This is a genomic window from Lutibacter sp., from assembly GCF_040883305.1.
GTDB lineage: Bacteria > Bacteroidota > Bacteroidia > Flavobacteriales > Flavobacteriaceae > Lutibacter.
Window position 1 is genome coordinate 1 of the sequence record NZ_JBFLKT010000260.1, and the last position, 7067, is coordinate 7067.

The 7067-nt window shown below is 27.0% G+C and carries 6 protein-coding genes and 2 pseudogenes; 3 read left to right on the plus strand and 5 right to left on the minus strand.

The features are described from left to right. Positions 1–1034, plus strand: a 1034-nt coding sequence (locus AB1Z17_RS08140; RefSeq protein ID WP_368051305.1) for a triple tyrosine motif-containing protein, incomplete at its 5' end; no start/stop codon positions are given. A gap of 42 nt (positions 1035–1076) precedes the next feature. Continuing rightward, a complete protein-coding gene (locus AB1Z17_RS08145) occupies positions 1077–1490 on the plus strand; it encodes a helix-turn-helix transcriptional regulator (RefSeq protein WP_368051306.1) in 414 nt (137 codons plus the stop codon). 42 nt (positions 1491–1532) lie between these two features. Here the strand turns inward: AB1Z17_RS08145 and AB1Z17_RS08150 are convergent, their stop codons facing one another. The 4 genes and pseudogenes from AB1Z17_RS08150 to AB1Z17_RS08165 all read right to left on the minus strand — a co-directional run bounded on the left by AB1Z17_RS08150 (position 1533) and on the right by AB1Z17_RS08165 (position 5450). Continuing rightward, positions 1533–4343, minus strand: coding sequence for a triple tyrosine motif-containing protein (locus AB1Z17_RS08150; RefSeq protein ID WP_368051307.1), 2811 nt, complete (start codon positions 4341–4343; stop codon positions 1533–1535). A gap of 228 nt (positions 4344–4571) precedes the next feature. Beyond that, positions 4572–4809 (minus strand): annotated as a pseudogene (locus tag AB1Z17_RS08155) (TIGR03643 family protein). 52 nt (positions 4810–4861) lie between these two features. Beyond that, positions 4862–5269, minus strand: a complete 408-nt coding sequence (locus AB1Z17_RS08160; protein ID WP_368051308.1) for a DUF2452 domain-containing protein — start codon at positions 5267–5269, stop codon at positions 4862–4864. A 16-nt stretch (positions 5270–5285) separates the two neighbouring features. Continuing rightward, positions 5286–5450: a Lacal_2735 family protein gene (locus tag AB1Z17_RS08165; RefSeq protein WP_368051309.1), complete on the minus strand. Its 165-nt coding sequence runs from the start codon at positions 5448–5450 to the stop codon at positions 5286–5288. A 244-nt stretch (positions 5451–5694) separates the two neighbouring features. Here AB1Z17_RS08165 and AB1Z17_RS08170 point away from each other — a divergent pair, with 244 nt between their 5' ends. Further along, on the plus strand, positions 5695–6555 hold the full coding sequence (locus AB1Z17_RS08170) for an RNA polymerase sigma factor RpoD/SigA (protein WP_368051310.1): 861 nt from the start codon (positions 5695–5697) through the stop codon (positions 6553–6555). Between the two features lie 29 nt (positions 6556–6584). On the opposite strand, the pseudogene AB1Z17_RS08175 reads toward AB1Z17_RS08170, so the two are convergent. After that, a pseudogene (locus AB1Z17_RS08175) lies at positions 6585–7067 on the minus strand (heparinase); the annotation flags it as partial.

Sequence of the window (7067 nt, forward strand, 5' to 3'; positions counted from 1 at the left end):
AAGAAATGACAAAATCATCGAGAATTATGGAGTTTGAAAATGATTCTACATTATGGATGACACATGGATCTAAAGGTGCTTTTCGTATTGAATTTGACCACAATTTAGAGGTACAAAAAAAGATTAAACTCTATGGAAAAGATCAAGGTTTTCCTTCCAATATTTTTATTGATGTATATTCATTAAATAATAACTTAGTTTTTACAAGTGAAAAAGGGATTTTTGATTTTAACCCAATTACTGAAACTTTTTCACCAAATGCATATTTTAACAAATGGCTTGGAACCGAACATGTTAGCGAATTAGTTTCAAACAAAGGAGAATCCATTTATTATATTCAAAACAAAAAAATTGGAAATTTACTTCAAAAAGGGTTTGGCTCATTTGAAAATGAGACTCAAATTTTTAAACATATCAATAAATTTATAAGCAATGACTTACCAAATATTTCTATACTTGATAAAAACAATGTTCTTTTTGGGGCTAAAGAAGGTTTTATTAATTACAACCCAAATAAGAAATTTTTTATAAACAAAAAATTTCAAGTATTACCAAGAAAAGTTGAAACACAATCTCCTACCGACTCTATTTCCACCTATAACCCTTCTTATGTTGATAAAATTGAAATAACGGAAACACATTCAATCAAGTTTCACTATGCCACACCATATTTTGATGGTTATGAAGATTTAAAATACAGCTACAGACTTTTACCGTTAGATGAGCAGTGGTCTAAATGGTCAAGCTCAGGTGAAAAAGAATTTACACATTTACCTTTTGGGGAATATACCTTAGAAATAAAAGCTCAGAATATTTACGAACTAGAAAGTAATATATCAACCATCTCTTTTGAAGTTTTAACTCCATGGTATTTTGCAAACTGGGCTAAAATGAGTTATTTAATTTTAGCCCTGATATCTTTAACATTGATACCACTTATTCAGCAAAAAAAATATAGAAAAGAAAAATCTATAATCTATAAAAAAAAGGATGAAGAAATAAAAGTAAAGGATAAAGAAATTAATAAATTATAGAATGAAAATATTAAATCAGAAATTAATCTAAAAAATTATCAGTTGACAACAATCACTATGCATTTGGTTAAAAACAATGATTTTATTCAGGAGGTTCAAAATAAAATTATTTCATCTCTAGATCAGATTGATTCGAAAAAAGCATTGAAGAACATAATTACAACTATTGATAAAGAACTTTCCAACAACGATTCTTGGGATCAATTCGCTTATCATTTTGATCAGGTTCACGGTAATTATTTAAAAAAACTTTCTGATAATAACATAAAACTTTCTCCTCGAGAAATTAAACTAGCAGCATTTTTAAGAATGAATATGAGCTCAAAAGAAATTTCTAAAATGCTCAATATTACATCACGTGGAGTTGAACTTGCCAGATATAGACTAAGAAAAAAATTAAACCTAAAAAGATCACAAAATTTAGTTGAATATTTAATAGATTTAGATAATTCTTAATTTTTTACGGGTTACTTTTTGACTTCTCGTAAATTTTTATAATTATATTTTTAAAATATATTCTACAAGACTTTGTTCATGATCTAATTCCATTTTTTTACGGAGCCTGTATCTTTTTATTTCAACACTTCTTGCAGAAATATTTAATAACGGTGCAATTTCTTTTGATGATAAGTTTAAACGTAAATAGGCACACAATCTTAAATCGTTTGGTGTTAAGTTAGGGTGTACAGTTTTTATTTTCTTTAAAAAATCACTATCAGCATTATTAAAAGCTTCTTCAAATAATTTCCAATCGCCTGTATTAGATAAATTTTTATTAATAATTTTAATTACAGGTTTTATTCTATCTTTTTCGTTAACAAATGAAAGTTCATTTTTAATAGTGTTTAATATTTCATTCTTCTTAATAATATTCATTGTAGAAGCTGAAAGCTCTCTAGTTTTACTATCAATTTCCTGTTGTAATTTTTCGTTTTTCAATTTCATAATTTCCTTCTCACTTTCTAACTGCGACATAGAAAATTCTTGTTGCTTTTTATCTAGTAATTTCTTTTTCTGTCTTGAATAATACTTTCTATATAAACTATGCACTAATAAAATCCATGCAATAAATAAAATTGAATATATAAGAATTGACTGATTAGAAAGGTACCACGGTCTATCAATTACGAAAGAATAAGTTGCTATATTAGTTGATAAATTATTTCCAATTTGAGACTTCACATTAAAGGTGTAACTTCCATAAGGTAAATTTTTAAAAGACACCTCAGAATCTGTAGACCAAGCGCTCCAATTATCATAAAAACCCTTTAATTGGTATTGGAAATTAACTTGGTTAAGTCTATCAAATTCTGGAACACCATAACTAAAATATAAATTGTTTTCTTTTGAGCTAAATTTGCTTTCTTTATCTAAAGAAACAAAATCCTTTTCTTCATTATGCGTGCTTTTTTCAATTGAATTTATAGTTACTTCGAAACTGTTATTTCTAATTTTATCTTTATCTAAAATAAAATAGCCTCTAGACGTTCCAAATAAATATGAATTATCATTTAAATTAACCATACTTTCAAAACCTGGAAGGCTTCTTCTAAAAGAGGCAGGTAAAAATATTTTTGTGCTTTGTAATGTATTATCTATCTTACCAGGAGAAAAATAAATTATACTTTTATTTGTAAACCCCCACAAAGTATTGGTTTTATCATCAAAAACCAGTCTGCCTGAAACAAATTCATCATTTTCCAAAAAACTATTCGATAATATAGGATCATTCTCAAATATCTTTTTTTCAGTATTATATTTAAAAATCCCTTTATTTGAAGCATATAAAATGACGTTGTTGTATTTAGATATTGCAGATTTCAATGATTTAGGAGCGCTTTCTAATATTTTATAACTTTTAACTTGCGTAAAATCACTATTAACATCTAGTTTAAAAACTCCTTTGTATTCATGATTTACTAAAATACTTCCATCTTTGGTAAAATTGAAAAAACGACTTGTTGGGTTAAAACCTTCAATTTTATTTCTTAGTTGCCAAGTATTATTAATTTTTTCTATAACATTTAAACCACTATAATAACCCTGAATTAAAATATTTGGATAACCATCTACAGATTGTATTTCCATTGTACCCATAACATCGGTTATAAGAGTTGCTTTATTCTTATTTACAATAAATGTACCTTTATTGTGTCCACAAAAAAGTGTATTATCATATTCTTTTAAGCACCAAACTTGCCCATCAGTGCCTTCAATAAAATCAAAATCGGTATTAGAGTTTAGTTCTTTATAAAACAACCCCTGATTCGTACCTAAATAAAGGTTATTATTAAAAATAGCTGAAGTATATACAGAACCTAACTTTCCTCCAAAATCATTGTAAACCCTATATGGTGAATTCATATTTACAACACTAATACCATTGTCTAAACCAAGCCACAGATTTTGTTCGGAATCTTCAAACATAGCTAAAACAGTATTGTTATTTAAACCAGTTTCCTGATCTATATGCAGCACTAAATTTCCACCTTTATCGAGTTGGTAAATACCATTTGATATAGTTCCTAAAACAAAACTACCATTTGCCAGTTGTAAACTACTGTAAACACTTATGGAAGAAATTAAAGGATTTGATTTAATATCCCATTTTTTAATACCATTTTCGGTTAAATAATAGAAACCACTGTTTTGGGTTTGGTACAGTATTTTTTCATCTGATTTAAAAATATTTACTAAAATCTTATTTTTTAACATCGAATCTTCTGAAACCAATACTGATTCTCCATTTTCAATTTTAAAAACACCTTTTCCCATTTTTTGAAAATAGATACTATCATCTACCTTAAATGCCTTTGGAAGCTGTGTTTCTGAAGTTATAATTTTAAATGATTCGTCTAAAGTATTATAGATATATATTCTATTTAAAGATTGAAATAATATCCACTTATCAAAATCTATAATATTCCAAAAATCCTCTTCTATTAAAGATTCTTTTAATTTTTCACTTAATGAAGTATATTCTAAATTTCCAAAATTATTCTTTTCCCAAAAGCCAAATTCCATGTAGGCCCCTGTATAAATTTTATTATTAACGGCATTTACCGAACGTAAAATAGTATTATTTGGAGATGGGTATAAACGCCATTTCGAGCCATTAAACTCTAATAAACCACTATTATTAGCAATATAAATAAATTTATGTTCTGATTGAGAAACTGACCAATTCTGATTTTCTCCATCGTAAATTTTTGATGAGTAATTTTCTATAGGAGGTAATTCTTGACCCACTATAAAAACAGAGGTTAACAATAATTGAAAACAGAAAAAAAATGTTTTAATATTTCTCATGTATATATTTACTTAAAACTACCTTGTACGCATATTGATACAAATTTTATTTAAAAAAATGTAAAATTAAAATGAATTATATCTAAATGTCCATAATTTACAAACAATAAATACAATTACAATATTAAAGGTAATTATTTTAAAGTTACTCGTTTTCTATGCTAAAATGTATATTATTTAAATTTAATTTATGATAAACATGCAGAAAACCGCGAAATAAATATTTCTTTACCGTTTACTTATTTTATTTCCTGAAATTGTCTTTTGGCGTGAACATTTAAAACGTGAGATCTCTGGATTTCGTTTTTTTAAATGTTTTTGGCTAACTCCACTATTCACTCTTTTTCGCCAACGTTTAAAACTAGTTTCTTTAAGATTGTCACGCATTAATTTAATAACTGCCTTTTCTGGTAACCCAAACTGAAAAAAGAATTGCTTCAAAGGGGGTACGATCTTCCCAAGCCATTTCAATAATTCGGTCTAATTCTATTAATGTAAAATCGCTACTTCCTTTCAAACTAAAAATCTATTTTTTCCCATATTTGATCTGAATTTAAATAAAAGCTTCCCAAAAAATTAAAATTGCACTCTTCTGGAGCAATAATAGAAAGAAAAGATTCCCCATTTTTTCTTTTATATAAGTGATATACGTTTCCAATAATAGGTTCAAAAGTAAATGTTGCACTAAAAATAAGTTTGTTGTATTCAAACTCTTCCATCATTTTTTGATAATCAGCTTTTAATTCTAAAAATTTAGCTTCAACCTTACTATTAACTTTACGAATACTTTTATTTTTCCAACTAACGGTATCTGTCGCAGTAATTACTGGCGAGCCAACAGAAGTTGCATACGGTTTTACGGCTGCATCATATATTTGAGTTTCCAAATTGAAAACTATGTTATCTGGTTTCTTATTCACTGTCATTTTTTTTAAAATTGTATTAACTCAACTTTTCAATTTTATTCATAACTTGCTCAGCTTCAAACACTTTTTGATCACTTAGTTTTCTATTAGTAGTAGATAAATGATATGATTCTTTTAAAAGTTTTTCGTATTGAACTTGTAACTTTTCTTTCTCTGACTGTTTTTTAAATAATCCGAACATTTTTATTATTTTTTTAGTTCCAGAAATCAGTTTCTTGGAATTTTTGTGCTAAACTACAAAATGTTTAACTTTTTTCCTGCATTGTTAAACATATTTTATTATTTATTTAAGAATTACTGATAACAATCAGTTTATAAAATGATTAAACTCATTGAATTATAAGAATTATTACGCTTTTTTTGAAAATTAGTACATCACCCTGAATTTTACTTTTTTAGTTCAAACAATACTTTGTAACTGTAAAATGAGACAGCTTAAAATTACAAAACAGCCTACAAACAGGGAAGAAGCTTCTTTAGAGAAATATTTTCAAGAAATTTCAAAAGTTGATATGATTTCAGCTGAAAAAGAAGTTGAATTAGCGAAAAGAATAAAAGTTGGAGATAACGTAGCCTTAGAGAAATTAGCCTTGAGTAATTTAAGATTTGTAGTTTCTGTTGCAAAACAATATCAAAATCAAGGGTTACCATTATCAGATTTAATAAATGAGGGAAATATTGGATTAATAAAAGCTGCCAAACGTTTTGATGAAACTCGTGGTTTTAAATTTATTTCTTATGCTGTATGGTGGATTCGTCAATCCATCTTGCAAGCCCTAGCAGAGCAATCTCGTATGATTCGATTGCCATTAAATAAAATTGGCGTAATTAATAAAATTAAAAAAATAGGTGCCTTATTAGAACAAAAAAATGAGGTGGCTCCTTCAATTGAAGAGATTTCAGAAACACTTAATATTTCAATAAGCGAAGTACAAACTGCATTAAAAAATTCAGCTCGACATATATCTATGGATGCCCCTTTAATTATAGGTGAAAATCCAAACCTTTATGATGTTTTAAATTTTAAGAAATCATCAAATACAGATAAAGAATTACTTTATGAATCTTTAAAAACGGACATTAAACGTGTTCTAAAAACTCTCAAACCTAGTGAGGCTTCAATAATAGAATTAAGCTTTGGATTAGGAAATATACCTTCTAAGAGTCTCGAAGAGATTGGGGAAATTCTACATTTATCTCGCGAACGTGTACGGCAAATTAAAGAAAAATCTATTAGAAGATTAAAAAGTTTAACGAGAAGTGAAGTTTTAAAAAATTATTTGTAACTAATTAATTTGAATATAGGAATCTACTACTAGTTTGAAAATTCTAATAAATCTCCGGAATTTAATTTCTTCTCTCCTTTCCAAAATTTTGATCTAATAACAATTGGTTTATCATCTATATTTTGTAAAATAACTTTGTCTTTTAAAACCATAATAATATCCGACTTTTCATTTAACTGAATAGAAATTTCTTCATTTTCAATTGCAGAGGTTTCAAACATCATAAATGTATTGTTATTAGAAATGATTGTACTCGCGTTAGATTTAAATAATTTTTGATTATTTACATCCCAATCACCAATTTTTGAAACAGTTGTTGTTTCATCTATTCTATTATCATAACCACTAAATGGAAAAACAGCAGTTATAAAACTAAAATTACCTGTTTCTTTTTTAGATACTACAGACCATTGTTTTCCTCTGGCTCCACTAGTTGTAACAGTATCAACTTTTTGTAATTGAAAAATATCAAGTCCTGTAGCGTTATCAAAAGTTGCTCTCAATAAATTTGG